The organism is Phyllobacterium sp. CCNWLW183 (assembly GCF_037203775.1).
GTDB lineage: Bacteria > Pseudomonadota > Alphaproteobacteria > Rhizobiales > Rhizobiaceae > Phyllobacterium > Phyllobacterium ifriqiyense.
Genome location: NZ_JBBCBN010000005.1, coordinates 1 through 25,896, shown reverse-complemented (window position 1 = coordinate 25,896; position 25,896 = coordinate 1). Strand labels below are relative to the sequence as shown.

General features: G+C 52.2%; 23 protein-coding genes and 1 pseudogene. 8 read left to right on the top strand and 16 right to left on the bottom strand.

The features are described 5' to 3' along the window. Positions 1-23: 23 nt before the first annotated feature. Together V9K95_RS12625 and V9K95_RS12620 are read right to left on the bottom strand one after the other, a co-directional pair. Positions 24-758 (bottom strand): SDR family oxidoreductase, encoded by a 735-nt coding sequence (locus V9K95_RS12625; protein ID WP_336442014.1) that lies wholly within the window; start codon positions 756-758, stop codon positions 24-26. Positions 759-792: 34 nt separating this feature from the next. Further along, positions 793-1,080 (bottom strand): Atu4866 domain-containing protein, encoded by a 288-nt coding sequence (locus tag V9K95_RS12620; RefSeq protein ID WP_336442029.1) that lies wholly within the window; start codon positions 1,078-1,080, stop codon positions 793-795. A 202-nt stretch (positions 1,081-1,282) separates the two neighbouring features. Here V9K95_RS12620 and V9K95_RS12615 point away from each other — a divergent pair, with 202 nt between their 5' ends. After that, positions 1,283-2,179: a LysR substrate-binding domain-containing protein gene (locus V9K95_RS12615; RefSeq protein WP_336442015.1), complete on the top strand. Its 897-nt coding sequence runs from the start codon at positions 1,283-1,285 to the stop codon at positions 2,177-2,179. Here the strand turns inward: V9K95_RS12615 and V9K95_RS12610 are convergent, their stop codons facing one another. The 7 genes from V9K95_RS12610 to bglB all read right to left on the bottom strand — a co-directional run bounded on the left by V9K95_RS12610 (position 2,180) and on the right by bglB (position 11,169). After that, the gene (locus V9K95_RS12610; RefSeq protein WP_115053795.1) at positions 2,180-3,253 is read right to left on the bottom strand and encodes a sn-glycerol-3-phosphate ABC transporter ATP-binding protein UgpC; all 1,074 of its coding nucleotides are present in this window, start codon (positions 3,251-3,253) and stop codon (positions 2,180-2,182) included. It abuts the gene before it with no gap. A gap of 10 nt (positions 3,254-3,263) precedes the next feature. Further along, the gene (locus tag V9K95_RS12605) at positions 3,264-4,316 is read right to left on the bottom strand and encodes a carbohydrate ABC transporter permease (protein ID WP_115053796.1); all 1,053 of its coding nucleotides are present in this window, start codon (positions 4,314-4,316) and stop codon (positions 3,264-3,266) included. Further along, positions 4,316-5,353 (bottom strand): carbohydrate ABC transporter permease, encoded by a 1,038-nt coding sequence (locus V9K95_RS12600; RefSeq protein ID WP_336442016.1) that lies wholly within the window; start codon positions 5,351-5,353, stop codon positions 4,316-4,318. Before V9K95_RS12600 ends, V9K95_RS12605 begins: the two co-directional genes overlap by 1 nt. An 84-nt stretch (positions 5,354-5,437) precedes the next feature. Continuing rightward, positions 5,438-6,703, bottom strand: coding sequence for an ABC transporter substrate-binding protein (locus V9K95_RS12595; protein WP_307275718.1), 1,266 nt, complete (start codon positions 6,701-6,703; stop codon positions 5,438-5,440). Between the two features lie 52 nt (positions 6,704-6,755). Beyond that, positions 6,756-9,239, bottom strand: coding sequence for a hypothetical protein (locus tag V9K95_RS12590; protein ID WP_336442017.1), 2,484 nt, complete (start codon positions 9,237-9,239; stop codon positions 6,756-6,758). Beyond that, positions 9,236-10,072: a 5-dehydro-4-deoxy-D-glucuronate isomerase gene (gene kduI, locus V9K95_RS12585; protein ID WP_115053800.1), complete on the bottom strand. Its 837-nt coding sequence runs from the start codon at positions 10,070-10,072 to the stop codon at positions 9,236-9,238. The genes V9K95_RS12590 and kduI overlap by 4 nt, the downstream gene beginning before the upstream one ends. Then, positions 10,069-11,169 (bottom strand): beta-galactosidase BglB, encoded by a 1,101-nt coding sequence (gene bglB / locus V9K95_RS12580; RefSeq protein ID WP_115053863.1) that lies wholly within the window; start codon positions 11,167-11,169, stop codon positions 10,069-10,071. The genes kduI and bglB overlap by 4 nt, the downstream gene beginning before the upstream one ends. Before the next feature lie 141 nt (positions 11,170-11,310). Here bglB and V9K95_RS12575 point away from each other — a divergent pair, with 141 nt between their 5' ends. Further along, positions 11,311-12,354: a LacI family DNA-binding transcriptional regulator gene (locus V9K95_RS12575; protein WP_336442018.1), complete on the top strand. Its 1,044-nt coding sequence runs from the start codon at positions 11,311-11,313 to the stop codon at positions 12,352-12,354. A gap of 54 nt (positions 12,355-12,408) precedes the next feature. Here the strand turns inward: V9K95_RS12575 and V9K95_RS12570 are convergent, their stop codons facing one another. From V9K95_RS12570 to V9K95_RS12560, 3 genes are all read right to left on the bottom strand, one after another. Next, the gene (locus tag V9K95_RS12570; protein ID WP_115053802.1) at positions 12,409-13,509 is read right to left on the bottom strand and encodes a porin; all 1,101 of its coding nucleotides are present in this window, start codon (positions 13,507-13,509) and stop codon (positions 12,409-12,411) included. Positions 13,510-14,074: 565 nt separating this feature from the next. After that, positions 14,075-14,998, bottom strand: coding sequence for a hypothetical protein (locus tag V9K95_RS12565; protein WP_115053803.1), 924 nt, complete (start codon positions 14,996-14,998; stop codon positions 14,075-14,077). A gap of 116 nt (positions 14,999-15,114) precedes the next feature. Beyond that, on the bottom strand, positions 15,115-15,726 hold the full coding sequence (locus tag V9K95_RS12560; RefSeq protein WP_336442019.1) for a LysE family translocator: 612 nt from the start codon (positions 15,724-15,726) through the stop codon (positions 15,115-15,117). A gap of 110 nt (positions 15,727-15,836) precedes the next feature. On the opposite strand from V9K95_RS12560, the gene V9K95_RS12555 reads away from it, so the two are divergent. Continuing rightward, on the top strand, positions 15,837-16,298 hold the full coding sequence (locus V9K95_RS12555; RefSeq protein ID WP_336442020.1) for an Lrp/AsnC family transcriptional regulator: 462 nt from the start codon (positions 15,837-15,839) through the stop codon (positions 16,296-16,298). Between the two features lie 470 nt (positions 16,299-16,768). Here V9K95_RS12555 and V9K95_RS12550 read toward each other — a convergent pair whose 3' ends face one another. Then, the gene (locus tag V9K95_RS12550; RefSeq protein WP_337345101.1) at positions 16,769-17,425 is read right to left on the bottom strand and encodes a peroxiredoxin; all 657 of its coding nucleotides are present in this window, start codon (positions 17,423-17,425) and stop codon (positions 16,769-16,771) included. Positions 17,426-18,327: 902 nt separating this feature from the next. Between V9K95_RS12550 and V9K95_RS12545 the strand changes: the two genes are divergently transcribed. After that, positions 18,328-18,798, top strand: a complete 471-nt coding sequence (locus V9K95_RS12545) for a MarR family winged helix-turn-helix transcriptional regulator (RefSeq protein WP_336442416.1) — start codon at positions 18,328-18,330, stop codon at positions 18,796-18,798. Between the two features lie 249 nt (positions 18,799-19,047). Here V9K95_RS12545 and V9K95_RS23700 read toward each other — a convergent pair. Next, a pseudogene (locus V9K95_RS23700) lies at positions 19,048-19,290 on the bottom strand (1-aminocyclopropane-1-carboxylate deaminase); the annotation flags it as partial. A gap of 1,109 nt (positions 19,291-20,399) precedes the next feature. Continuing rightward, positions 20,400-20,627 carry a hypothetical protein gene (locus tag V9K95_RS12535; protein ID WP_336442415.1) on the bottom strand — a complete coding sequence of 76 codons (228 nt, stop codon included), beginning with the start codon at positions 20,625-20,627 and terminating at the stop codon, positions 20,400-20,402. 338 nt (positions 20,628-20,965) lie between these two features. Between V9K95_RS12535 and V9K95_RS12530 the strand changes: the two genes are divergently transcribed. From V9K95_RS12530 to V9K95_RS12515, 4 genes are all read left to right on the top strand, one after another. Next, positions 20,966-21,262, top strand: coding sequence for a hypothetical protein (locus V9K95_RS12530; protein ID WP_336442414.1), 297 nt, complete (start codon positions 20,966-20,968; stop codon positions 21,260-21,262). A 67-nt stretch (positions 21,263-21,329) separates the two neighbouring features. Continuing rightward, positions 21,330-21,632, top strand: coding sequence for a P-II family nitrogen regulator (locus V9K95_RS12525; protein ID WP_336442413.1), 303 nt, complete (start codon positions 21,330-21,332; stop codon positions 21,630-21,632). A 279-nt stretch (positions 21,633-21,911) separates the two neighbouring features. Further along, positions 21,912-23,081: a cyclopropane fatty acyl phospholipid synthase gene (cfa, locus tag V9K95_RS12520; protein WP_336442412.1), complete on the top strand. Its 1,170-nt coding sequence runs from the start codon at positions 21,912-21,914 to the stop codon at positions 23,079-23,081. 434 nt (positions 23,082-23,515) lie between these two features. After that, on the top strand, positions 23,516-24,742 hold the full coding sequence (locus V9K95_RS12515; RefSeq protein ID WP_336442411.1) for an esterase-like activity of phytase family protein: 1,227 nt from the start codon (positions 23,516-23,518) through the stop codon (positions 24,740-24,742). Between the two features lie 287 nt (positions 24,743-25,029). On the opposite strand, the gene V9K95_RS12510 is transcribed toward V9K95_RS12515, so the two are convergent. Further along, complete coding sequence (locus V9K95_RS12510) at positions 25,030-25,749, bottom strand: response regulator (protein WP_336442410.1); 720 nt, start codon at positions 25,747-25,749, stop codon at positions 25,030-25,032. Positions 25,750-25,896: the final 147 nt, after the last annotated feature.

The following is a 25,896-nucleotide window of genomic DNA, read 5'->3' as shown; positions in this document are numbered from 1 at the left end:
ATTAAGCGGGTTTCAAAAGGCAATCAGTGGGGGCTGGCTGTCGGGCGGATAATGATTTCGCTCACATCCACCTCTGCTGGCTGGCTGATGGCATAGAGAATGGAGTTCGCGATGGCTTCCGGACTGATCGTGACGGCGCGAAAGCCTTTCATCGCGTCACGGGCAATAGGGTCACTGATTGTGTCGGCAAGTTCCGATGTTGTTGTGCCCGGTGAAATGACGGTAACCCGAATTTTATCGTTCTCTTGCCGCAAGCCATCGGAAATGGCGCGCACAGCAAATTTTGTAGCGCAGTAAACGGCGGCCGTCGGCGACACGGTGTGGCCGCCAATCGAAGAGACATTGATGATCTGGCCGCTTTCCTGTTGCTTCATGATAGGAAGCGCTGCTGCAATGCCGTAAAGTACGCCTTTAATATTGACGTCAACCATCCGGTCCCATTCGTCGACCAAGAGAGCGTCCATTGGTGATAAGGGCATGACACCGGCATTATTGATCATCACGTCGAGACGACCGAATTCCGAGACGGCAAAATTTACAAAACTGCTGACGTCCTCCCTGTCGGTGACATCCAGTTTTTTGGTCAGAACCGAACCGCCATCAAGCGCGATCTCTTCAGCCAATCTGTCGAGCCGGTCGGCACGCCGCGCACCGATGACAATATGCGCGCCAGCCTTGGCAAGAACCCGGGCCGTTGCTTCGCCAATACCGCTACTCGCACCGGTAATGGCAATGACTTTTCCTTGAATATCAAGCATTTCAAACTCCATGGTTTCTTGAGATTATTGGATATTATTTGCGGCGCAGGATCATCCCGCCGTGGTGAAGCGTGTTTTCGTCCACGAAATCGCCATCGGCGGTAAAGCCTGTGTCGTCCCAATATTCGATATGATTGCCGGTCACTTCGTAACGGCCCTGATAGGCACTTTCGCGATTACCGCGTGCCTCGTCATAGCGGTTATTGGGAAGCAGTTCATGGCGGACCCGGCCATCATCGGTGACCCACATGCCAACATATGCGTGTTGCAACATTTGAACCTCTTTTGTTTTGCTATTTTCTGTGTCGACGGATTTTTGCATCTTTTCCGATGCCCCGCTGAAAGAACCAGACATCGATGCAAGAAGAGCAGTCATGACGCCTGCTGCTATTTTGGAGCTGTGCATTGGCATGAGTTATTTCCTTTCGAGCCGGTGTGAATTCTATGTACAGGACGAAAATACGTGGTCGTATTAGGATTATAAAGTTGCCAATAGCGGATGAGCTGGTTAGTAATGCTTACTAATGATGGATGATCTTGAAGGTATCCCGGTATTTCTGGCGGTTGCTGAAGCGAAGAATTTTCGCATCGCAAGCGAGCGTCTCGGCGTTACGCGCTCTGCGGTCAGTCAGGCGCTTCAACGTCTCGAGGATCGTGTCGGCGTGGCGTTGGTACAACGAACGACCCGGAGCGTAAGGCTGACGGAAGCCGGCGAATTATTCTATGACGCAGTGCAGCCTTCTGTTTCGCAAGTCCGACAGGCCGTTGAGGCTGCGCGCGAGATTCAAGGCAAGCCCAGCGGGCTGCTGAGGATTGCTGTTTCGTCAATCGCAGAGAGCTTCCTGTCTGGCCCGCTGCTTGCGGGATTCATAGAGCGCTATCCTGACGTGACGCTCGACATCACTGTTACCGATGAAGAGTTTGATATTGTCAGCACCAGATTTGATGCCGCCGTGCGGCTTGGTGAAGTCATCGAACAGGATATGATCGCTGTTCCTGTATCATCGCAGCAAAGGCAATGTGCTTTCGCCTCGCCGGAATATCTGGAAAAAAATGGCAGTCCCACGCATCCAAGCGAATTGCCGGACCATATTTGTATCGGCTGGAGGCCCCGCCCGGACAGTGCGCCCTATCGCTGGGAGTTTACAGAAAATGGCCGCGACTTTGATGTCGCCGTCAATCCCGAAGTGACCACCAACGACATGCAGTTTATGATACGCATGGCCTGCGCCGGTGCCGGGATTACCTTTGGCATGGTCGATACATTTCAACCATGGGTTTCACGCGGCGAACTTGTGCCGCTTTTGGGAGCTTTCGGACCACCGTTCAACGGCTTTTATCTCTATTATCCAAGACGCCACAGGCAACCCATCAAGTTAAGGGCGCTGGTGGATCATATACGTGCCGCACGTCATGGCTGATCAGATGCGATGCCCATCCTTGTCGAAAAGATGGATCGGAGCGCTAGACAGCGAGAGGTCAATATCCATGCCTGAGGCAAGGTCATGCTGTCCGGGGATAACGACCAGGAATTTTTGCCCCGCGACTTCCGTGTGAAGCACCGTTTCGGAGCCAAGCGCTTCAACGAGCTTGATTTTGGCTTTAATACTCTTGTCACCTGAACCGAAAGTGACATGCTGCGGACGAATGCCCAGGGTGATCCGCGCGCCCTGCTCAAGACTTGTCTCGCGAGCAGGAATCGCAAGCTGATAGCCATCGGCCAGCGCGACCACCAGATTTCCCGATTGGACGGAACTGACAGTTCCCTCCAGAAAGTTCATATGGGGAGCGCCGATGAAGCCCGCTACAAACCGGTTTGCCGGCGTATTGTAGAGTTCAAGCGGTGTGCCAACCTGTTCGATTTTTCCGGCGCGTAGTACGACGATCCGGTCAGCGAGGGTCATCGCCTCCACCTGATCGTGGGTTACGTAAATCATGGTGGATGAAAGGCGGGCATGAAGTGCGGCCAGCTCGGCCCGGGTGGAAACCCGCAGCTCAGCATCCAGATTTGACAAAGGTTCATCCAGCAGAAAGGCGACGGGGCGGCGCACGATAGCCCGGCCGATTGCAACTCTCTGTCGCTGGCCACCGGAAAGCTGACCGGGCCGCCGGGCCAAATAGGGCTCGATCTCAAGCATGCGGGCGGCTTCCGTTATCCGCTCGTCAATCTCGGCTTTGGGCATCTTGGAGTTCTCAAGGCCAAAGGCAAGATTTTGGCGCACACTCATATGCGGGTAGAGTGCGTAGGACTGGAATACCATGGCGAGGCCGCGATCAGCAGCTGTCACATCGTTGACCGGTTTCCCGTCAATGGCAATCTCGCCGCTGGTGATTTTCTCCAGCCCGGCAATGGCGCGCAGCAAGGTAGATTTTCCACAACCCGACGGGCCGACGAAAACAACAAGTTCACCATCGTTTATGTCGAGGTTGATGCCATGCAGGACATCGATATTTCCGAAGGATTTTTTGACATTGGAGAGTGTGATCTGGCCCATATGAGTTTCCTTATTTTAGGCCCGTGCCGGCGATGCCAGTGGTGATGAAACGCTGCAGGAAGATGAACACAAGCACCACCGGGATCATGGTGACGACGGTCATCGCCAGGATGAAGTGCCATTGCACATTAAGTTCGCCGGAATAGATGCTCAGGCCAACTTGCAGTGTGTAAAGCTCTTTGCGCGATAGAACGATCAGTGGCCAGAGGAAGTCATTCCACCGCCAGACGACCGAGAAGATTGCAAGCACTGCAAGCGCAGGCGCAGTCAGTGGCAGGACGATGCGCCAGTAAATCTGCCACTCGGACGCCTTGTCCATCCGCGCCGCATCGATAAGCTCATCGGGAATGGTCAACATGTACTGGCGCAGTATGAAAACGCCGGTGGGCGTTGCGACTGTCGGTAAAATCACGCCCCAGAGATTGTTGAACAGACCGAGCGCCGAGATAATTGAATAGAGCGGCACCATGATGACCGAAAGCGGAACCATGAGCGTGGCAAGAATGATCAGCATCGCCACCGAGCGGCCTCGAAACTCGTATTTCGACAGGGCGAAGGCGGCCATTGAATTGACGATGAGCGTAATCAGCGTTGCCATGACTGTGACGAACACCGAATTCCACAGATAGCGGAAGAAGTCGAAATGCACGAATGGTCCGGTGTAATTCTCCGTGGCGAAGGACAATTCCTGTACAGGTTTGCGGCTATTGATATTGACCCGAATGGTTTCGTCAGGCTTGGCGGGATCAACCATCTGGCTGAAAAGCCCGATGCGGCGCACTTCGGCAAGCTTCTTCGTCGTGCCATCTGGCAGTGTCACATCATAGAGAGTCAAAGGCTTGTCATGCCCCTCAACACTGACCTGCTGGCTGGTATAGGGCAGGATTGATGGAGGGAATTCCGCCAGTGCCGCCGGTGTCTTGAAAGAAGAGAACATCAGCCACAAGGCGGGGCCGAACATGATGAACAGTCCGCCTATGAGCCAAACCCAAGTGACGATATCGGTCCAATGCCAACCCTTGCCGCCCCTGCGGCGCAGAATGAAAGCTGCGGCTCTTCCCATCAGCGTTTCCCCTTCTTTTCGCCGCGACGGCCAAGGCCAAGCTGCACCAATGTGAGCACGACAAGGACGAGGCCCATGAGTATGGATGCTGCGGCTGCAAGCCCGGGATTGCGTGGCTGCGAGACAAAGCCCGTTTCATAAATATACTGGGTGATGAACAAGGTGCTCGTTCCCGGGCCGCCGCCGGTGAGTATGTACACCTCGTCAAAGACCTGTACGGAGCGGATCAGCGCAAGGACAATAACGACGACGAGATTGGGCATAAGAAGCGGCAGGGTGATACGCCAGAAGACTCTCGCCGGTTTAGTGCCGTCCATATCGGCGGCTTCATAAAGATCTTTCGGGATTGCCTGCAGGCCAGCCAACAGGATCAAGGCGTAAAAGCCCATATGCGCCCAAAGCGAAACCCCAACCGCGGCGGCGAAGGACCAGGTGCGGTCTGTCAGCCAGGTATAGGGGTCAATGCCAAACGGATAGAGAATGAAATTCAAAAGACCTTGCCGCTGAAGAATCCATCGCCAGATGAGCCCGACAACCACGGGCGAGAGCAAAACCGGAAAGAAGAATACCGCGCGCCAGAAAGAACGGGCCGCAAGGTTGCGGTTCAAGATCAGCGCAGTCACCAATGCTGCGCCGATCATCAGGGTTACCTGCAAAACCACAAACCAGAATGTATTGCTGACGGCGGTCCAGAATGCATCTTCCTGACAGGTGAGAGGGTCAAGATAATTGCTGCAGTCGAAAAGACGCTGATATTGATCTGCGCCGACATATGAGCGCTCCGGCAGAAATAGCGCGGAGCCGCCGGTCGTTGAATAGACGAAGTTGATGAACAGCGGCAACAGCACGAAAATGCCGAAAATCAGCATATTCGGCGCAAGGAAAAAGATTGCCATGCCGCTGAGACCGGTCATTCTCTGCAATGCACGCAAAGGGCGGTCGATCAAGCCCATGACAAGCCGGACCGGGGCAAGCGCAATAGCGCCCAAGTGCTGGACTGCCGATGGTTTTGATGCAGTTTCAAGCGGCGCCGTCATTGCGCATCTCCTGTGCCGAGGTGTCAGGATTATGCGGCTTGTCTTCGATTATGAAGGGGAGAACAAGCCGCATTCCCAGTTCTGTCAAAGGCCGGAGTCCTTGACCTTGGTCGCAACGTCAGAATCGATACGGGTGAAGGCGTCGTCGAGCGGCAGCTCGCCGGCAATCACCTGAGCCACACGGGTAACCAAGGCGCCATAAACCGTGTCAGCCCAACGCCAGCCGGGCATTTTCTGAGCGGCGGGCGCAGTCGTCTTGCTGGCTTTGACGAATACATCAAGCGCTGCTTTGACCTGTGGGTCTTCGGTCTTGAAGTTGAGATCGCCCTTGTCGAGAATTCCCTTATGGGCCGGGATGAAAAGCGTTCGCTCGGAAAATTCTTTGACGACTGCTTCGCTTGCCAGATAGTCCATGACCTTGGCAACGTCTTTCGGGTTCTTTGTATATTTTACCGCAACCAGACCTGCCCCTCCAGGCATGCCGGTGCAAGCAGCCGGGCCACAAGGGCTGCCGGTTGCAACCCAATCAAAGCCATTGCCGATTTTGGTCGCGAAATTAGGGATCTGCCATGAACCGGAATAGTAATAGGCAAGCTGCGCGTTGATAAAGTCGTCGGCGGCAGCGCGGTAGGTCTGGCCAGCAGCGGAAACCCACACATCCTTGCTCATCACCCCGTCATTCGTCCATCCGACAAATTTGGTGATGAAGTCCTTTGCGCCTTTATCCAGCGGCGCGGGTTTGCCATCAGCTCCGATGTAATTTGCACCGAAAGCAATATTGGGCGCCGTGATGCGATGGCCGGAACGGTCCAATGCCATGGCAAAAGGAATTTGCTGACTGTCGGCGACCTTCTTTGAAGCCGCCGCCCAATCGTCCCATGTTGCATCAGGGCCGGGCAGGGGAACGCCTGCCTGTTCGAACAGGGTCTTGTTGGCAAAGCCACCGGTCAAAGTGACCTGCGTCATGAAACCCGAAATCTGGTTGGAGCCATCAGGCCGCATCCAGTCGGCCTGAGCGCCGAAATTGGCGTCCCAATAGGCTGCGTCCGATATAAGGGGGCGCAGATCCAGCCAATGCCGGCTGAGGTCTTTCAGCGCCGTTACACGCGCAATATCCGGACCATGACCTGCTTCGAGTTGAACCGGCAATTGTTCCTTGATGACACCAAAAGCAACATTGTCGATCGTCACTTTGATATCCGGGTTTTGGTCCATGAAGCGCTTCATGAGGTCAGCCAAGACCTCACCTTCAACACCATCGGAATACCACATGATACGTACATCGCCAGCATAGGCCGTCGATGTCAGAAGCGCGAGCGTAGCGCCCGCCAGAAGCGATCTCAATTTCATGCCTGTTTCCTCCTCCAAGGACAAGGCGAGCCTCCACCCGCCGGGTTTATTCTTATGATTGGTCCAGCATTTTCGCTTCGCCCTTTACGCTATAATCGGCTCTTGTAAGAACGCGGCCTTCAGCCTCAATGCTGCCATCGGCACGGAAACGGACAGTCCCATATTCGGGATCGTCAATGATAATGGTCCCGTCACTTTCCTCACGGGCATCAAGGCGACCAAAGCGTTCTTCGACAGATGCCAAATCATTCGAGGTGCAGACGCGCACAAACCAGCGTGTTTTCATGCCATATTGGCGCAATTCCACATTCGCAGACGGGCCTTCCGTAACCTGCAACAGTGGTTGGCTGGCATGCAGCAAAACGGCTCCCGTTCCCGAGCGGGCTACAGCTAGATTGCCCGAGACATGGCTTTCATCAAACTCGGCAATCGGAAACCAGGCATGGGTAAAGTCTGGTTGTTCTTCGTGGATCGAAAAGTCGAGAACAGCCAGACCGCGATATTGCTGGGCGCGGGGAATGGTACCGCATCCGCCCCAGTAAGATGGCCGTCCATAACCGAACTGGATCGTTTCGCCCGGATGATTGATCCAGATCGCCGCCTCGGGCTTTTCTCCCAGGCGCAAATGTAGAATGGTTTCCTGATAACCCCATTCACCCCAGCGATAATGAGCGGCTGATCCTATGGCGAAATCAGCACTCTTATAATGGTAGAGCGCGGCAAAGGCGTTTTCGCCTTGCGCAAAGCGCCATTCCTGATGCTGGTCTTCCCGGTAATCGGCGATCTTGGAAAGAGCTGCGGGAATTGCAAGGCCGTGATCACGCAGGCAGACGGCGAGTTGCGGAAGGGCATGAACGCGGCGGCCATACCAGCCCTTGCCCCAAAGGAGACGAGCCACACCCGACAATTCGAGCGAACGCCCTGCACAAAGCGTGTGTTCGTAAGAACGGCCCTGCGCTGCCGTCACCATGCCATGATGGGCAGAGCGGGCAATGATTTCACAAAGCCGGACAATACCTGCCTTGGCGCGTGTGGCAATATCATTATCGGGAGCCAGAGCGGCAAGCGCCGTCAGACCCTTCAGATCAATCGGGAAATAGGGCGCGGAGTTGAATTCCGCCATTTCCCAGTTTTCGAAATGATCGAGCCATGCGCGTACCCGCTCCGCACCGATCCTGCTCTGCTCGGATCCCGTACGGCCCGAGCGGACAAAGGTGCTGTCCGAGAGAAGATGGCCGGCAAGATAGGCTGATGTATGAAAAAGCAGCGCGTGGTTTTCCGAGAAATACCACTGGACATCATTGCCCGGCTCATCCATCCAATAGCGGTAATTGAGAATGGCGGCATCAATCCGATCGCGCGTTTTGCTGTTGATGTCCTTGCCCCAGACTGTGCGCGACCAGATGAGCGGAACGAGCGAGAAGTCTGCGCAATCATGGCAATCTTCGATGGAGGGGAGAATCTCCTCAATCATCGCATCGGTTTGCGCACCGGCGCGACCGCTGGCAAGACGGGCAAAGGCCCGAACAGTGTCCCGTTCCGAATGTTCCGAAATTTCATCAAGCGTTTCGGCAATGCGGCTTTCAAGCGTTGCCCCGGCTTTACCTTGTCGTTCGGCATGACAAATCTCGACACCCAAGGAACGTGAGGCGACAAAACCGCCAGCGTGCAAGGTGATGCGGAAATGGCGGAAATCGGCAGGAGCTTCTTCTGACGGTCCAATCAGCAAGCTGGTTGCGCCAGCCGCAAGCTCGAAATCGAAATCAAACCGTTCGCGTGACATGAAGTCACCTTCGACGGCAACATTAACCTTGACGTCAACCGGTAGCGGCTGTGCGAGCAGGAGAGTAATATCGCCGCCAAAATAATGCGGACGATCAAGAGACATTCCGTCAAGCGCCGCTTCGAGGCTATCGGCAATCGATCCGGCAACCGGCACGGGCAGTGCTATCTTCGCCGCCGGACCAGAGAGATAATCGAACTGGAAGAAATAGCGGGCGTCACGCTCGGCCAGATCATCGAAGAAAAGCGTAATTTCATTTATGCCTTCGATGAGGGGGAGTTCGAATTCCTGTTTTGCTTCGAGATTTCGGCTATAGGGCGCCATCCAGCCAATCTCAGCCCCGTTAAGCCAAAGAACTGCGCCGCCACAGGTTCCCAATTGAATTGTTGCGGTTCCGGCGGTTTCAGCGTCGATATAGGTCCGGGTCCAGGTGGCAAGACGCGTTGGCCGGAACCAGAAGCCGGATAAATCCAGCCGGGGCGAACCGAAAGGCAGCCACCATTTTGCAGCGTCAAATGTGCCGCGGACATCCGGGCGTTTGCCACGATAGGTATCGGCAAAAATCGTGCGGCATGGATATTCATGCGGAATGAAATTCTTGACCTTGGTCAGGAAGAAGAACGGGTCCATCTCACCCTGCATAGGGGCATCAGCCACATCGAAGCGTTCTTCGGAAAGAGCGCTGACCTGCCAGTAGCGCAAGGGTTCTCCCGGCTTGAGGGGCTTGCGCATCCAATGAGTTTCCGCGTTCATTTCAAATCCGCCACGGCAACCGGTGCCACATCATTATATTCCTGATTTTCTCCCGTCATGCCCCAGACAAAGGCATAAGGACCTGTGCCAGCGCCCATATGGATGGACCAGGCCGGAGAGACGAGCGCTTCCAGATCGGCAACCACGAGATGGCGCGTTTCATCGGGACGGCCCATGAGGTGGATAACGCGATCTTCAGGAGCAAGGTCGAAATAGCAATAGGCTTCCATGCGCCGTTCATGCAGGTGGGGTGGCATGGTATTCCAGACACTGCCATCGGCAAGATCGGTAATACCCATCAAAAGCAGGCAGGACGGGGCGACTTCCGGATGAATATACATGCGCAGCTTGCGCTTGTTGGATCGTTGTTCGGCACCAAGTTCGAGCAATTTGGATTCTGATCTGCGGATCAGGCGATGCGGGATATCGCTGCCTGCGGGAACAGAATTCATGTAGAATCGGGCAGGTGCATCGCCGGACACGCTTGATAGCGAAATTTCTTTTGCGCCACGCCCAATATAAAGCACGTCGCGGTTTTCCAGGGTGAAGCTTTTGCCATCAACAGTGATCGTGCCGCTGCCACCCAAATTGGCGACGCCCATTTCGCGAGCGGAAAGCAGATAGGGCGTGCCGATATCATCGCCAGTCCCAAATACGAGTTGTTTTGTTACCGGCACTGCACCACCCAAGATCAGGCGATCCACATGGGTGTAGGTAAAGCTGACTGCGTCCGGCTGAAACAGATCCTCAAGAAGGAACTCAGCGCGCAACCGCCCCGTATCGAAAGTCTTCGTATCCTCGGGGCCTGCCCCGTAAAGAACTTTCATTGTCATGCTGCCTGTTCTCCTGCTTCCACATGCTGCAACGCTTCGGAAAGGCAGAGAATGGAAAGTGCCTGTCCGTAGCCTGTCGGCTGAATGGGAATGTCTTTATAAAATTGCAGATCGTGGCCCATGCGTGTGCCATATGAGACGTTGAGCACGGTACCGGTTTCGTCGATATTATTCAGAACTGCCTTTACGGCTTTCAGCCCAGCCTTTCGCCATTCCGGTGTGCCAAGCCCGATGCGATATCCCTTCAAAAGGCCATAGCCAATACCGGCGGTAGCGGAGATTTCTTCGTAGGAAGACGGATCGTCGAGCAAAGTGCGCCATGCGCCCGATGCGGTCTGCAAGGGTAGCAATGCATTGACCTGCGCAACCAGCACGCCCATGAGAAAGTCCTTCACGGGTTTGGGCATATCTGCGAGATCAAAAAGATCAAGCATTCCGGCAGTTATCCAGGCATTGCCTCGCGCCCAACGAGCCTGCGCGAAATTATGACGTCCTCTGAAAGTCCAGCCATGGAACCAAAGGCCGGATTTTGTGTCAGCAAGATAACGGGAGTGAACAAGGAACTGGCGTGCAGCTTCATCGACCAGCTCTCGGCGGCCGCTTGCCTGCCCGTAAGAAGCAAGGAACAGGGCAACCATATAAAGTGTATCGTCCCAGAGTTCATGATCGTTCACCTTGTCTGAGACATGGTGTTCGAAGGCACCTTCTTCGGTGCGGGACATTTGCGACATGACCTGATCAGCCCAATCATCCAGCGGCTTTTTCCAGCGCGGATCGCGCGTTTCCTTCCAGAGAACAGACAGAGCCAGCATGGGAGCAGTGGTATTGACGTTGAGCGCAGGAAGGCCAGCCGCAATGCGAGCGGTGTACCAATCTTCAATCAAGGTCTTGAGGTCATCACGGCCAGTGAAAAGCCATAGACGGACAAGCCCATAAAGCCCGACGCCTTGCGGCCATTCCCAACTTTCGAATGAGATGTAGTCGCCCGCAGTGCCGTCGAGATTAGGTTCATCGAAGCGGCCATCATTGTGGAGTCCGGTCATGCCGGCCACGATCAGATCCAGCTGGTTGCGGATATTCTGGCCAGTAAGGCCCATCTGCTTTCCTCCAAGTCCCGCCATGCAGATGCATGACTGCAATCTACGCTTCTCCCGAGCGATAAGACTATGGAAGCACCAGAAAATAATTTGCGCAATATGAAAATTTTTTGCAGTGTGGGTTCAGCGGAGAAAAGTTTCATGATCGTAAAACCCGAACCCGGGAAACGGGGAAAACAGAGCAGGCGTGTCAGACTTGAGGATATTGCCGAGAAAGTCGGTGTTTCGCTGAGCACTGTGTCGCGGGCGCTTTCCGGTGAAAAAGGCGTGCGTGCTGATATACGCGAAAGGGTGGTGGAGGCCGCCAAGGCCGCCAATTACACCGTGCCGACGCCGGTTGCAGGCAAGAAAGTTATTGTTGCCGCCTCAAGCGCTGCGATGATTGATTATGTGCGCAACCAGTTCACTCTTTACGTGCTCGAAGGATTGCGGGACCGGGCACAGGTGCTTGGACTGGAGATCATCACGCGCGCCGTGGCCGGGCAAGCGGAAGAAAACGCCATGCTGGAGGAGGCGCTGGCCGATCCGGATGTGGCAGGTCTCCTGTTTCTTACTGTCGACGACGAATCGATCCTTGCGGCGATGCGGGATTTCGGCAAACCGGTTGTGATGATCAATGGCGACGATCCGCTTATGCGGCTTTCAAGCGTAACGCCCTGCAACCGATCCGCTGCGCGTGTGGCGGCGGAACATCTGATCAAGCTTGGCCATGAACGTATTCTCTTCCTTATGCGTCCGGGCCGTCACACAATTGAGAGGCGGCGGGAGGGATGGCGGGATGCGCTGGTGCATCACAATCTTCCCTATACGGATGATCTGGTTGTCCCGGTTGAGGACTGGTTGCCGGAGCTTGCAGCTCAGGCAATCACCAAGCGGCTGAGTGAAAAAGGCCTGGATTTTACAGCAGTGCTTGCTGCCGGAGACAGTCTGGCAGTTGGTGCGATGATGGGCGTTCAGCAAGCGGGCTATTCGGTGCCGGGTAACGTCTCGGTCATGGGAATGGATGACCTGCCACAAGCAGCTTTCCTCAATCCGCCATTGACCACCATGCATATTCCCATGCGTGAATTGGGTTATGTGGCGCTGGATCTGTTGCGGGACAGTCTGACAAGTGTTCCGATGCCACCCCGCCGTGTCGAGCTCGCTTGTCATCTTGTGTTGCGGGCTTCTACTGCCAGCAGATAAAAGCGAAGGCGGCGAGTTTTCACCCGCCGCCTTGCAATCTTGTTATGGCAAGGATTAGAAATTGCGCTGGAAGCGGATGATGCCGCCAAACGCGTCATCGCTGCCGCCATTGGCAATCGAGTCGTCCTTACGTGCGCCGTCAAACTTGGTGTAGTTGATTTCCGGCGTGATCTTCAGGCCTGGAACCAGTTCATAAGCCACGTTAACTGCGAAAGCGTAGGTGCCTTCTTCTTCATAGGCTGCCTGTGCATTCAGGACTGCCTTTTCGGAGAGCTTGGCGGCAACGCCACCCCAGACAGCATAATCACCCTGGAACTGGGCAAACCAGTTGGTGTCATGATCGTAGAAGCTTTCGCGTCTGAAATCTGACTGGTATGCACCCATGACCCATGCGGAGATGCGGTCAGTGATGTTCACGTCAAGGCGAAGATTGACTGCAACATCTTCGACTTTGGAGTCGTAGCCGACAGTACCGGCGATCTTACCCCATGCCTGCTCAAACTTCGCACCGGCAAGAACGTGAGGCATGTAATCATCGATCACATTGTCGCCGAACTCATCCGAGCCCTGTTCAGCTGCGATAATTGCAGAGAAGCCATTGCCCGCTGCGAATGTATAGCTGATCTGGTTGGACTTACCCGACTGATAGTTGATCACATCGTCCTGAATGATATCGCCGGCATAACCGACCCAGGCGCCGAAGATTTCGTCGGCGACACCAACGCGGAAACCGCCAAGTTCGATATAGGCTTCAGGAATGGTGGCGTCGGAATTATCGCCGTCATCATACTGGAAGCGGGTTGCGATGTAGGAGCGCAAGGTTCCGAGTTCTGTCTCGGAACGGGCATCGAAGGTAACCTGCGCACGGGTACGGATATGATAGCTTTCATCATTCCGGCCTGACTCGTTTCTGCGGCCCGAATTCGAACCATCATAGGGATCATCGCCCCCCTGCAGGTCGAAACGCAAATATCCACCTACCTTGAGGCAGGTTTCTGTGCCTGGCAAATAAAAGAACCCGGCGCCATATGTATCGCAGACGCGAACATATTCAACCGGTTCAGGTTCAGCGACGACGACAGCGTCGGCGGCGCGGGCTCCTGATACCGCTGTCAGTGCAGCGGCGGAACCAATAAGAATGCTTCTAAAATTCATCTGGAATCTCCAGTAAAGATCATGAGTGAGGGATCACATTCAAGAGAGTGAATGCCTCCACTATGTCTTACTTTCGGGCCGTTCAGGTCAAAGGACAAAACCGGTTGCTTCTTACAAGCGCCATAGTGTTGCTTAATTGGCACGAATGAATATTTGAGTGAGGCCATTCTGTGGATAAATCTGCTTGAAAACATGGATTACGGGCGTGAAGCGCACATATTTATTCACGATTCCGTGAGCGGTCTTGAAATCATAAGTCGGAGTTACGGTGTCTAAAAGCCGTTGAAATAGTATTAACTACTACATATATCGATAAAATTAGAAAAAAATACCGTATGGAAGCAACTGATTATGTCCTTTGACGCCCGGGGCATTTCATTGCAGATTGTCTGCGCGTCCTAGAACCTTTTGATGTTTCATAAGAAATCAGGACGATTGAGTTTACTTGATCTCCAGTCAATGCTCAAAGACCCCGCCCTAACCGGTGGGGTCAAGTCTTTTTATGTATTTGTTGATTGGAGTTCCCAAATAATTCAAAATTTGAAATATAAATGACGATATAAAATCAAGCACAAAGCTCAGCAGGAAGAAGATCGTAGTCTTCATTTGCAAGGTGAATATCGAATTGCACCTTGGCGATATGGGAGGCGACAATATTGTTGAACACCTCTTTCAAGGGCGGCAGCAATTCGATGTGTCGTCCACCAGCATCAATAAGCCGGACCATGCCTTCGGTCTCGGCCTTCTTCATCAAACGCCGGATATGGGTGCGCGACACACCATAAAGATGGCCGATCTCATCAAAGGGCAGGCTAACGACATTCTGGTCGCGTTCGGTCCGTCCTGCCATCAGCTTGCAAAGCAGCATTTCCCCGCTGTCGCTCGTGGCGAACAGGCGTGAACGGCGATCCTCAATGATCAAGGGTTCTATATCAAACAGCGAATGCAGGCTGGTGGCGAAATAGCGCTCAAGAAAACCGGACGAACTGTCGAGCAGAGCGCGATAGCGCCGCAAGGGGAAAAGCCGGTCTGCCGCAGAAAGGCAAACCGCAATAATATCGTGCAGAACTGAAACCAGTTGCCCTGTGGGCTCGATAAGGTGGCTGCGGTGGTCCGCCTCGTCTTTGACCCGTGTTACATGACCGATATTCTCAAGCAGATTAACAGTAGCCGCTGTGGTGCTCTTGCTGCAAAGACCAAGTTCCGTGGTGACGTGCTGAAGATTTGAAATGGACGCACCGTGATGCACCTCATCGCGTCCGTAATGCATGGCGGCAATTGCCATGCAGATAACTTGCCGTGCAGCATTGGCCATGACTTTATTGGCCATGTACTGGCCTTCGAAAACCCCGACAATGCCATGGGCATATTCAAACGAGGCCTGGCAGAAATTCGGATTATTGCGAAGGATTGCAACACGCTGTCGCAGCCAAAGAGAACGGGCCTCATTGCGTCCACACGATGAGATCTGAACTGCGCTGCCGTCCATGCGATTTATCCTGACTGATATGCCCCGCTTTTATATGGGCATGGGCCGACTCAATTTAAACCGGTCGGTTCGATTTCAATAGAATTATTTTTTGCGGCGGTTTTAGGGTCGAGAGCCTAATGTCCTGCCATGAAGGTGGCAGCAATAATCAGAAGCCCTCCCGCGCTGGCTTCAATGGTCCGTCGGCGCCTGTCATTGAAACCGCTACGGTGCCCGGCTTTGCCGATGGCGATGCTCAAAAGCGTGTAGACCACCGCGCACCAGCACACAAAAACGGCAGAAAGGATGCCGGCTTGTAAGGCGCCATTGCTTCCCTCACGCATGAATTGCGGCAGGATAGCTATGTAGATCATCATGCCCTTCGGGTTGAAAAGTGCCGTCAGAAATCCGCGCTTGAGTTGTCCCGAAGAGGATTTTGCCGCGATGCTTAAAATACCGGGCGTAAGAGAGGAGCGTATCAGCCGGCACGCAAGGTAGATCAAATATGCAATGCCCAGCCAGCGCAGGCCTTCGAACAAAAGAGGTGAAGCAGCAATGATGGCGGCAACACCGCATGCGACAAGTACGGAATGGATCAAGTAGCCGAGGCAAATGCCAGCAGTGGCTCGCAGGCCAGCAATGGTGCCTGCGGACAGAGCCTGCGATGCCACGAAAAGCATGTCCGGCCCCGGAGTGCAGATCAGCGGCAGCACGGTTGCAGTGAAAAGGGCTATCGTTTGAAATTCCATATTGAAATATTAAGATAGTGCTGCCGCAATTTGCTTGCAAAGATTGCTGGAAATTGGAAAAACTTAGCATCAAATAATGATTGTAAGCACTTATATGGCATGGAACTCCAATGGTATTCGATGAGATCGACAAGCGAATTTTGAAGGCGCTGCAGCGGGATGCGCGCATGCAGAATGTAGAACTAGCGCAGCAGGTCGGTCTGTCGCCCTCCCCATGCCTGCGCCGTGTCCGCTTATTGGAGGAGGCGGGTATAATTGATCGTTATGTTGCCGTTCTTAATCCAGCCAAGCTCAATCTGGCACTTTCCATGTTTGCCCGCGTGTGGCTGACGGCGCAGGACGCGGAAACTATCGAGCATTTCATGGATGCCATGAAGAAGCTTCCCCAAGTGGTCGAGTGTTACATCATGCTGGGTGAAAGCGACGCTCTGTTGAGGGTAGTCGTTGCCAATCTCGATGAGTACCGGCGTTTTCAGTCAACGCACCTGACGAAGATCAATGGCATACAGAACGTTAAAACTGATGTGCCCAGCCAGATCGTTAAACAGACCTATGCCTTGCCGATTGATTAGAGCCGTGTTCTGGCGAGTTTTCGCAGGTCGGAGGAATTGGAGGTGCCATATTCCGAATTGTCTGGCGAACACACTTCTTTCACCGATGACCAGTTGCAGATATAGGCACCACATTCCCGGCAATGCACGGGGGCTTCGTCAAACGATTCCTCCGGAATTTGCAGGAATATGGTTTTGCATTCCACACAGGTAAGTGGCTGCTTGAGCTTAAAGAAATCCGACAAATAACGCGACAATGATCCCGCTCCAATCTCGGAGCATTCACGCTCGATTCAACTAAAGATGAATTGCATCACATTTTAATAAAATTAGAAATGAGTCAATTGTTGTTTTATGGCGCAAATGTTCAATCGGCAGAAAGATCGATTTTCCCGTCGGCATCAAACGAATTCGATCCAATAAGTTGAAAAAATTGCGGTCTCCGCGGGCTGTGCGGAGACCATCTTGACGGTGTGCAATTGTAGCGGTTGCTATGTCGGCTGTTTGGTTTTGCGCAGATAAGGCAAGATGCGTTCAAAGCCGCCAAAGCGGGCATTTGCATCTTCGTCTGATACACCGGCGGTGATGATGACGTCCTCGCCCTGTTTCCACTGAGCAGGCGTTGCCACCTGATGCTTGGCCGTCAATTGGATACTGTCTATGGCGCGCAGTATCTCATCAAAATTGCGCCCGGTCGTCATCGGATAGGTAAGAACCAGCTTTATCTTCTTGTCAGGGCCAACAACGAAGACTGAACGAACAGTGGCATTGTCTGCAGGCGTACGGCCATCAGACGAATCTCCAGCCTCTGCTGGCAGCATGTCATAAAGCTTGGCCACTTTAAGGTCGTGATCACCGATCAGAGGATAATCGACCTCATGACCCGTTGCCGTCTTGATATCTGCTTTCCATTTTGCATGGCTTTCGACGGGATCAACAGAAATGCCAATGATCTTGGCATTGCGTTTTTCGAATTCAGGCGCAAGCCCGGCCATGTAGCCAAGTTCTGTGGTGCAGACGGGTGTGAAATTCTTCGGATGACTGAACAGAACGGCGTAGCTATCCCTTATCCAATCATGGAATTTGATCTCGCCTTGCGTGGTTTCGGCGGTAAAATCCGGCGCAACATCATTTATTCGTAAGCCCATTTTGTTCGCTCGCTCATTATTTGAATGTAAAACTTCGAGGGAAGATTAGAAAATTCTATTATCTGAGAGCAACTCTCATGTAAGAAAATAAGGCTACAAATGTAATGCCGGTTGTTCCAGGGGTTGCTAGTACAGCAAATAGTTGAGTGCATTGATCGTGATGACTGAAGGAGTGCGTTTCCGCTTCCTCAGATATTAGCTAGTCTCGATGCATTGGGGTTTGCCGAATAAAAGTCGGTGTACAACATCAGGTTGAAAAAGCTACTGAGCTCCGAAACGCCCAGGGATGAGGGGGGGATTTTCTCCGAGCCAGGAACGCTTGGCGACTGCTCGCCAACAAGCACCGCTTGGCGTTTCATTGACTTTGAGGAAGCAAGCGATGTCGAATGCATGAGGTTCGAGGGGCAATCTCTGCCGCAGACGTGTTCTTTTGGCTTTCTCGTTCCGTCCGACATGTCCGGTCGTATCGCGTAATTCAAACGACGTCTCAAAGCTCTAACAGCGCTAAAAAATCATGGTGAACTTCTGCGGATGTTCGTAGACCCGCGTCTCAAAACAGTCGAATTGGAATGCTTCGCCTGCTCCAAATGCTAACGGCACAAGCGCCCCACGACCGGATGTATTGTCCACGCCCCAAGCCGGGGCTTCCTGGGAAATGCCAACGTCAAATAACGCTTAGTAATGCCATGTCGATCACTCCATAGTCCCCCGATCACATTACGCAGCGACAGGTGGAAACACGAGTCATTCTCAACGGAAATATTATCGATACCGGGTTGGTTCCAGGCAGAAATCAGCATCCATGGCGCCTAAGAACTAGAGACCGATCTTGCAGAAATAAATATCGCGATATTTATTTCTGCAATTAACTACGCTATATCTAACTGACAAAGGAGCATGCCATGACCCAAAAAAAGATAAACAACCCTGTACCACTCGATGATCAGCTTTGCTACGCAATCTACTCTGCCGGCATAGCGATTCAGCGGGCGTACAAACCGCTGCTTGGAGAGTTGGGGCTGACGTATCCTCAATATCTGGTACTAAATATCCTATGGCGCGAGCACGAAGAATCTGTGGGAAGCATCGCCGATAAGCTTGCGCTTGAATCAAGTACGCTGACGCCGGTTCTCAAGCGACTCGAGAGTGCCGGTTTGATACGCCGCACACGCAATCCGCAAAATGAGCGGCAGGTAGTGCTAACATTAACGGATGATGGGCGTAACCTCAAGTCCAAAGCGGGTTGTTTGGGCGATGAACTCCTGATTGCATCGGGACAAACGGCCCAACAACTCGGGATATTGAACAAAGATGTTCGCGAGCTTCGTGATGCAATCTATGCACATAGCGGGAAATGGAACGCGCCAGCATAATGTATGCTGCGTTGGTAGACTGAAAAGTCTGTATGAGTTTCCTACTTGATGGATATTGGAGCGACACTACTCCAGCTGTCGATTCAAGGAAAGTAAAGCATTGAGTGAGCGTTTGTTATGTGTTTTCCTGGGGGCAGTGCTAGCCGTTTCTCCAGACCTTCAGGTGCCTTGTTTCTGTCATCGGATAATTCGAGTGAGGCAAGGAAAAAGCGGTGGCTTGGCGCTCAAATTGAAGTTCCGATCAAAGCCTTAGCCATCTTTGTAATAATAGCTGTAGCTGTTCAGTGCAGCGCTCCACCGAGATGAATGTAACGTATTTGACCCTCCCAGAAAAAGCCCGTGCGTGTCAGATCAATCATTCCTTGCATGGATTTACCTTCATGTACCGGATCGAGTGATCATCGCTTCGGTACGGGCAGCAAGCCTTCTCGCGTCATTGATTTCTTCAGACGGAACCCCATAAGTAGGGTAAGCGTAATCGGGATTGATGACGATTTCGCTCTCGCCGATTGTGTGCTCCAGCGTGCCGAATGCGTCGGTGCCAATTACGCGATCAGCACGACCCTGGGTTGCGAAACGACGCACACTACAATGCCGACATATACAAGTGCTTCACATTTGTGGACCGAAGCGTCTGCAGTAACCTGCCTCAGGCAGTAGTCCCGAGCGAGACAAGTGTATTGTTGAAAGCTCTCAACCATGAGACTTCAGGCAGAAGTTCAACTCGTCTGGTCATAAACAAATGTATCATGGGAAACTGTAGTGTCGATTGCACTTGGTAGTGTCCTCGTGATGCCAATTTTCAGTGCCGGAATCCGCGCATCAATGACACCCGACCAGGTACTTGGAGAATATGATTGGGTAGATTCTAAATCATCTGGCCAAACGTGTCGGGTAAACAATGACAACAAGTCCCGCTGTCGTTGGCTTGCGATCGACCTCTGACTAAGGCAAAGCCCTTTCATTGTCGCCTTGACATGCGCTACGTGGCATTTTCGTGCGCTGGAATGTCAAAACGCAGCACAATGCTCTCTTCAACCAGGCCCGGCAGCTGGTCATGGAAGTAACTTTCCAAAGGAACTCACGATTTTCCAATTGCGATTTGATTGCGCAGAACGAAGGAAGCATCTCCTTGGTCTGATTACGCAACCAGGTAACATATTAACAAGTCCACTATCATTGTAGAAATCCAATTAACTTGCATAAGACTTCCCACAAGCTGTAGGGTGACTAGTATTCAGGGCGGCCGAGTTGAAGGACACAAGTCCATCAAACAAACAGGGTTTCGCCATCAGCTGGGGTAAAGAGCTTATGTTCAAAGCCATTGGCCAACGCAAACTGGCGTAGTGCGGCGCGCGTTAGTGTGCGGTGATTGATTGATCCTCTCCATATGAGAGGCGACATTATCGTTTCGGGAGCAACCTTGCGAACAGCAGCCACATCCGGGGTGCCCACAAGGATGGCGTCCGCAATACCCACAACTTTTGTACAGCCTGTATTAAGTATCGCGATATCAGGCTTATGTGTGGCAAGCGCCCTCGCAATATCATCGTTCCAGATTGTATCGCCTGCGACATAGACAGTCTTATCGCCTGAGCGGGCTAGTACAATACCAGAAACGTCTCCGGGACACCGCCAATGACGTCATAGGCTGCATCGGTGCTATGGCGGCCACTGATCTTGATGAGACGGATACCAGCCAGTTCTGATTTTTCAGAAAGGACTCGCACATTGCTGAACCCTTGGGAACGGATGATTGTAGCATCTGTTTCGTTTTGCACGTAAAGCGGCACACCCTTCGAAATGGCGGCCTGTGCGGCTATGCCCATTGGTCCGGATGGATATAGATCACGATTACCTGTTGACCGTGCCTTAAAGCCTGGCCAACTATGGGATCAATCAGGAACCGGACACCGGCGGACTAAACACGTTGAGGTGAAGTCAACAGGATCTTCTATCCAGCCCGGCGCGTCGTCGTTGTTGAGCGCCCACTAGATGGCTACACCAAGGATAGCTGCACGCGACCTCACATATTTCCATTGCAACCACATTTTCGGATTTAGAAATCCGATTGGTTTCCGGACAACTACCATCAGCAAATACATAATACGCCGTGCAGGATGAAATTTAGCCGCCACAAATGCAACCAAGATTGAGGAGGGGAATGGTGGCCAACCACCCATTGATGACTCGATTGAAACTCGTACTGACCATGCTGAAAAGTGCATGGATGTGGTATTCTCACCACACGTATTTGCGCAATGCGATCGCCCCATCTGTGCAAGCAAAACAATTGGCGCTGGCCGACATTGGCATCCGGCGGAATGAGATAGAGATGGCTGTCCGCAACAAGCGCACTTCTCATCCCACGAGCAGTTGTTGCGGCGTCGAAACCGGACTTAAACCACGTGGCGAGGGTGTCGGAGTGTTGTCGGGGCCGGCATTGCGAAATCAATATTGCTGATTATGCAGCAAAAAATCAGGTCGCAATTAAAGCGGCATTAGAGAACAGAAGCGGAAGCTCACGCGATATGAAAAAAATCGAAGCAATAATCAGGCCGTTCGTACTGACTGATGTGAGGAAAGCACTTGAGGTATTGGATGTTCAGGAAATAACTACATTCGAGGCCATGATGTATCCATTCCAGAATAGCTACAAGGAGCAGCATCGCGGTGCGAGCTATGAAATGGACTTTCTTCCCATGATCAAAGTGGAAATTGTTGCCGATGAAAACCGTGTCGAGGCCATTATCGAAGCAATCGGTGTTGCGGCTGCTATGAATCAGGCTGGCGGGGGCAAGGTCGATGTCCTAAATATTGAAAGGGTCGTATGAGACCAAGTCAGAGTGTTGGTGTGATCCGACTTTCAAGCTAGCGACTCGTATGACACATCGCGATGCGATGTTACGGGGAACCCATGTTACGCTCTGAGCTCTTCTCGCAGTACACTACGCCCCTCCATTGTTTATTTAATGATTTGCGACGTAAAAAATACTTGCGCTTAACTGGTGTGGATTGCTCTCAAGTGACATTTGCAACAAAAAAAGGGGGGGGTGAAACTCCCCTGTAGCCCTGATCATAAATGGTATTTTTTGACTCTCAAGAGGGATATGATGTTGGAACCGTTACAAAACCAAAGAGGCATAGCTCTTGACGAGCGGCCCAAGGCTGCTGCTGCCATAGGAAGAATCCTAGAATCCGCGGATATTAAGCTAAATGGACGAAATCCTTGGGATGTTCAAATTCTCAATGTTCGGGCACTCGACCGAGTAACAGGGGAGGGCAGTCTGGGGTTGGGGGAAAGTTACATGGATGGCTGGTGGGAATGTGAATCGCTCGACCAGTTTTTTGACCGGATTTTTCGGGCCGATCTCAATAAAAAAATAAAAATACACGACCTCATCCTTGGAATGATGTCGCGGTTTCGCAATCTGCAAAGCAGAAGACGTGCTGTTCAGGTTGCGAATTCTCATTATAATATTGGCAATGACTTTTTTGCTTCGATGTTAGACTCGAGTATGACTTACACCTGCGGGTATTGGAAGCAGGCGAACAGTTTAGAGGAGGCGCAAATTGCAAAGCTGGACCTTGTTTGTAAAAAACTCGGTCTTGAGCGTGGAATGCGGGTTTTGGACATCGGTTGCGGGTGGGGGAGTTTTTCAAAATATGCTGCTGAGGAATATGGCGTCAGTTGCGTAGGAATTACAAACTCGAAAGAGCAGGCAAGCTTGGCCACCCAGCGAACGAGCGGCCTGCCAGTCGAATTTAGGTTGACTGACTATCGCGCCTTTAACAAGAAAGGTGATGAGAAATTCGATCGGGTATGTTCAATCGGGATGTTTGAAGCCGTAGGTCACAAGAATTTCAAAACGTTTTTTCAGATGGCGCGTCGAAGTTTAACAGATGACGGAGTCTTTTTACTTCATACCATTGGACGGAAGCGCTGGAAGTTTGCACCGGATCCTTGGTTTGACCGGTATATTTTTCCAAATGGCGAATTGCCCAGCCTTGATCAGATCTCCCGCAGCGCAAGCGATTATTTCGTCATCGAGGATCTTCACAATTTTGGAGCAGACTACGATCGTACTTTGATGGCCTGGTATGAAAAATTTGAGGCATCGTGGCCCCGTTTTTGCGACCAGTATGGCGAGCGGTTTTATCGGATGTGGAAATATTATCTGTTGGCCATGGCTGGATGCTTTCGTGCCAGAGAAACACAGTTGTGGCAGATCGTGCTCTCGCCAAATGGCATCGGCGGAGGGTATTGCCGCCCCGAACAATAAAGGCTGGATTGCGGATATCGCATTTGCCTTCCGAATAATAAATGTGAAACGCTCGATGATGAGCACGCTTCCAAAATTTTTTAGTTTCCATCTCTTGGCAGGTCAGAATCGGCGGGCGGTTCGTATTGGATTCATCCGGAAAATGCGGATCAGCGGGTCGAGATGATCTTGGTTTCATTTATTCGAAGGTTCGGCAGTCAAGCCGCTCCTTATTGAGATGGTTCATATAATTGCACAATAGATACCCGGCTACGCTATAACACGGTGCCACCGCGGCCCGAGCAACTCGACATCTAACTGCTCAATGTATAGCGCATATGTCTCCAATGACTGCTTTCATTTGAAACGATCTCGCCAAATTCTGAAATCCAGTTAGAGATGGCGTGATGATAATCTGCACCATTCAGAACGAATGAAGCAGGAGAGGTAATGTGATGAACGCGCAGAAGAATTATTTTCCGGTACGGAGAAGGTGGGCGCAGGTGATCAAACCCTTGGTTCGAGCCTTTACCGAATATCTACCAATCAGGCGTTTTCAAGCCACCGCAACTTTTTTGCTCATCTCCAGCAGCGCTGTTGTTCATGCTACCGAAATCGGTACCACGATTGAAACGCCATGTCCTTACGGCGATTGCTCTGCAGGTATATCCTTATCTTATCTCGGCGAATTTGTAATACCGACCGGCAAGACGGCAAATGGTATAGAGTTTGGTGGCATCTCCGGCCTAGATTTCGATGCATCGACCGGTCGATATATTGGCCTCAGCGATGACCGGGCCGAACGAGGGCCGGTTCGCTTCTATGAGCTTGATATAGATATCAGTGCAGGAAGCTTAAAAGAGATTACCGTAGTCAGGCATGTGGACCTTTTGGACAAGAATGGTGAACCCATTGGCATTCATACGGCGGACCCAGAAGCCCTCCGCATTGGAAATGACGGTATTTATTGGTCAAGTGAAGGTGATGGCAAAACGCTCGCCGCTCCGTTTGTCCGAGTTGGGAAGCCTGATGGGAGCTTTCTACGTGAGTTCAGACTGCCTGACGACTTTACCCCCACAGCCGACCAATCAAGCGGTATCCGCGACAATCTTGCTTTCGAAAGCCTAGCAATATCACCCTCTGGCGAGGTTTTTGCTGGTGTCGAGGGGGCACTTTACCAAGATGGCCCGGTTACCAGCCTCACCATCGGAGGGCTAGCGCGCATCATTCGTTACAACGGCTCAACAGGCGAGCCAAAAGCCCAATATCTTTATCCCGTCTCTCCCATTCCGCAGGCAGCAGTCAAGGCCGAGGGTGACGCGGATAACGGGTTGGTGGAAATGGCTGCTCTGGATAATCGCCGTTTACTTGCACTAGAACGTAGCTTTTCCCAAGGCTTCGGCAATCACATCAAGCTCTTCATGATTGATCTCGACGGTGCCACCGATATCGCCGACATTGCTTCGTTAGCACGATATGATCAACGGGTCGTTCCCATCCGCAAAAGTCAGATACTGGATCTGCGTGCCATTGGATTGATGCCGGACAACATCGAAGCCATGGCTATCGGAAAGACAAAGGATGGCACCGATGTCCTGATCCTAGGAGCGGATAATAATTTCTCTTCCCGTCAGAAAACACAATTTTTTGCATTTAAAATCAACCGCCGCCCTGGAACTTGACTTGGGCATCCGCCTGCCTACTGCCGCACATTCCCAAATGTTACGTCTGTTCTGCTACATTCGACAGATCTTACACCATCTTTTGAATGGATTTCATAGTGACAATAACAACGAATATGGTTGTCAACAGCTCCTTCGAGTTACCTGGCAAGAGTATCAATTTCAGACCGAAGAAAAAAAGAAACATCCGTATCATGTCCTAGGCCAAGACGATCGCAGAAAAGCATGTCCAAGTAGCCCGACTAGTGTGAGTTACACGCTTTCAGAACAAGCTTTCCAGGATGTTTTCAGGCTCGTGTTACCGGAATCGCGAAGGTATATCCGATACCACGTTCAGTCTTGATTACCTTAGGCATACTTGCATCCGCTTCGAGCTTGCGGCGCAGACGCAATATCTGGACATCAATACTCCGGTCAAAGACGTCTTCGTGAATGCGTGTGGCTTGAAGGAGGTATTCCCGTGACAAAGGTCTTCCTGCTGCTTCGATAAATGCTAACAGAAGTGCGTACTCGCCTTTGGTTAAAGCAACCGGCATGCCCTCAGGATCCAGCAGTTGTCGGGTTTTTACCCGCAACTCCCATCCACCAAAGCGCCATTTACCCCTATTTGTCTGGCGTCGTACATTAACAGTCTGCCGGCGCATGATTGCCCGAATTCTTGCCAAGAGCTCGCGCATACCGAAGGGTTTGGTTATATAGTCATCAGCTCCAAGTTCGAGGCCGACGACTCTGTCGCTTTCCTCAAGCTGTTGACCTGTCATAATAACCGGCACATCTCCATTGGAACGCAGATCACGCAGAACGTCCAACCCGTCGCCGTGATGAAGTTTCAGATCGAGAATAATAATATCCGGATCCAACTTTTCGTAAATGGACAAAGCCTCAACGCGGGTTGCCGTCAACTCGGCTAACATGTCGTTGCGTTCGAGGTACTCTGCTATCGTCCTTCCAAGGGCATGGTCATTTTCGACGATCAACACACTCGGCATGTTGTGGGTGCTTGTCATGGCGAACTCCAAAGGTTGCGAGTAGGATTGGCGGTCCATTTTGATCACGACGGCCACTTGTTTATTGGCTGGCTCAATTTGTGTTTGCTGCGGCGTTTAAGGCAGGCGAGATTTGAGGTTCGCCTGCCCATGTTTTTTACGAAGTGT